We start from the raw sequence: 2,931 nt of genomic DNA on the forward strand, positions 1-2,931 counted from the left end.
CCGAACCCTTCCAAAGGCATTTCCACACCATTTGATAACTTTAAATTTTCCATTTTGTTCTCCTGTATAATATTTTTATTTTATTTTGTTTTGCTACCTGTAAAAGTCAAGAATTTCGTTGTATCGAGTTTTGTATCTATATTTTTTATTTCTTCTTCCGTTAAAACTATTTTTGCCGAATTGAAATTTTCCTGCAATCTTTCAATTTTTCTGCTTCCCGGTATAGGTATAATATAATTTTTTTTGTTCATCATCCAAGCAATAGAAATTTGTCCTGCAGTTACATTTTTTTCTTCTGCAATTTTATTTAATAAATTCAAAAGTTCTTGTGCTTTTTCCATACCTTCTTTTGTAAATTGCGGCAAGAAATTTCTGTAATCTTCTTTTTCGGTAAATTTTGTTTCTTTTGTATATTTGCAGGACAATAACCCATTAGCCATAGGAGAAAAAGCAACAAAACTTATTCCTAACTCTTCAATAACAGGAAATATTTTTTCGTGTTCTCTTGACATCATAGAGTATCTGTTTTGTATTGCCGTTACCGGACATACGGCATTTGCTCTTCTAAGATAATCTTCCGTTACTTCGGATATTCCCCATGTTCTTATTTTGCCTTCTTTTATAAATTCTGAAATTGTTTGTGCAACGATTTCCGGCTCAATTTTAGGGTCTGTTCTATGCTGATAATATAAATCTATGTAATCCGTTTTTAATTTTTTTAAACTACCTTCAACGGATTTTCTTATGGTTGAAGGAGAACTGTCTAAACTTAATGTTCTATCCTCATTATGTTTTACACCAAATTTTGTCGCTATAATAACTTTATCTCTAACTGATTTTAAAGCTTCACCAACAAGTTCTTCATTATAAGAAATTGTTCCGTCACTGTTTGCTCCGATATAACATTCCGCCGTATCAAAAAAAGTGTAGCCCATATCATAGGACTGCTTTATTGTTTTTACGGCTTCCTGTTTTTCGGTAGGTTTTCCGTAAGCATGAGAAAAGCCCATACAGCCAAGCCCTACCGGAGAAACATATAAATTACTTTTACCGAGTTGTTTATTTTGCATAAAAATTCCTATATTAATAATTATTTTTAAGGCAATTTATTATATTCTTCGTCTGAAACTTCTTCACACCATTCGGTTGAACCGCCATCGGACGGAACTTCTATTGCAACATGGCTAAACCAACTGTCTTTTGCGGCACCGTGCCAATGTTTAGTTTCCGGTGCAATATTTACAACATCACCTTTTTTAAGTTCTTGTGCCGGTTTACCCCATTGTTGATACCAACCTCTGCCGCCGGTACATAAAAGAATTTGTCCGCCTTTATGATGTATGTGCCAATTGTTTCTGCAGGCAGGTTCAAATGTTACATTTGCGGTAAAAACTTGTTCTTTTGTAAGAATATTCAAATAACTTTGACCGATAAAATATTTTGAAAACGGATTTGGTTCCCCTATTGCAAAAATTTCCGTTTTAGGTTTTGATGTAATTATAAGAATTGCACTTATTTGTTTATTGGTAAGCCCTGTGTTTTTGCCGCACTGAATATGAGATTTCAATTGCGGTTCTACTCCTTCAATTGAAGAAAGTGCGGCAATTGTTGCTATTTCTCTTTCTTGGTTTGTTAAAATTCCTCTTGCAAAAATGTCACCGAACAAATGTTCTTTTAAGTAATCGTCTATTGCAGGAGCAAACTCAAAGAGTTCACCTTTAACGGGGCTTCCTACAAGTTCTGTTTGAGTTTTTGTTCCTATTTTATTTTTGTTTGCTTTTTTTGATAACGGTTTTCCCGCAGGGCCTTCGGTATAAGTTCCCTCTTTCGTTACTTTAAGCAATGTTCCCAAAGCATTTAAACTTTTAGGGAACCCGCAATAAGCATAAAGTTGAACCATTACTTCTTTTATTTCGTTAATTGTAAGCCCGTCTTCCAATCCTTTCTTGACGGCAATTTCCAAATTCTTTAAATCCGCAGATGCCGTATACATTGAAATTGTTGCAATGTTTTGTTGTTTCAAACTTAATGTGTCTTCCGCCATAATCGTTCCTCCAAAAAGTAAAACTGCTGAAATTACAAGTGTCAAAAATTTTAATTTTTTCATAAAAACATCCTTATTTAATATTATTTAACCATTTTTTTATTGTTTCTGTTTGATCTTTTGCCATATTTCCGCCTCTTATAGGTAACCCTTCCAAAATTGTCGCATTAGGTTCCCATTTTTTTATTGTTGAATATGTTCCTCCTTCACCGGACCCTTCATGAGTGTTAAAAGGAATTATAGTTTTACCGGAAAAATCGTAGGTATCAAAAAAAGTATAAAAAATCATAGGAAGTGTGTACCACCAAACAGGATAACCTACAAAAACAATATCGTAGTCGGCTACATTAAAGTTTATTGATTTAAATTCAGGACGAACATCGGATTCCGTTTCTTTTTTGGCATCAGCTATTAACTGCTTAACTTCGTTAGGATTGGAATTATAAGCAACAACAGGTTCAAGTCTTATTAAATCTCCACCGGTAAGTTTTTGTATTGTTTCGGCAAACTTTTTAGTATTATTGCTTACAGAAAAATAAACTATCGCTACTTTTTTATCTTTGAAAAACATATTTGTTTCTCCTTGTTTTACAGCAACCGTTTCTTTGGAACAACTTAACAATGCTATGCTTAAAACAGTTACTAAACTTAACATTTTTAGTGTTTTATTCATTTTTTCTCCTTAAAAATTTTTACTTCGCAAAAAATTTCGGTTCATCTGTCCCTCAAATTTTGCAAGGCAAAATTTTTATTTTAATTTGTCACCGAAAAATTTTGCTAATTTTTCTTCTATTTGTTTGACATATTCCTGTTTCCAATATGTTTCAATATGTGTTGCACCTTTAACAAGGAATAATTCTTTATCTTGTGTTCCTACTGCTTTTGAA

Annotated in this window: 3 protein-coding genes and 1 pseudogene; all 4 read right to left on the reverse strand. The window is 32.8% G+C overall.

Translation table 11 applies throughout. The features are described 5' to 3' along the window. Positions 1–80 precede the first annotated feature (80 nt). Positions 81–1,070, reverse strand: a complete 990-nt coding sequence (locus ACMUOV_RS05505) for an aldo/keto reductase (protein ID WP_413854105.1) — start codon at positions 1,068–1,070, stop codon at positions 81–83. 26 nt (positions 1,071–1,096) lie between these two features. Next, the gene (locus ACMUOV_RS05510; RefSeq protein WP_413854106.1) at positions 1,097–2,107 is read right to left on the reverse strand and encodes a carboxymuconolactone decarboxylase family protein; all 1,011 of its coding nucleotides are present in this window, start codon (positions 2,105–2,107) and stop codon (positions 1,097–1,099) included. A 10-nt stretch (positions 2,108–2,117) separates the two neighbouring features. Further along, the gene (locus ACMUOV_RS05515; RefSeq protein ID WP_413854107.1) at positions 2,118–2,717 is read right to left on the reverse strand and encodes a flavodoxin; all 600 of its coding nucleotides are present in this window, start codon (positions 2,715–2,717) and stop codon (positions 2,118–2,120) included. Between the two features lie 75 nt (positions 2,718–2,792). Then, positions 2,793–2,931, reverse strand: a pseudogene (locus ACMUOV_RS05520) (alpha/beta hydrolase); the annotation flags it as partial.

The sequence above is a fragment of the Candidatus Ruminimicrobium bovinum genome, from assembly GCF_902760015.1.
GTDB lineage: Bacteria > Elusimicrobiota > Endomicrobiia > Endomicrobiales > Endomicrobiaceae > Ruminimicrobium > Ruminimicrobium bovinum.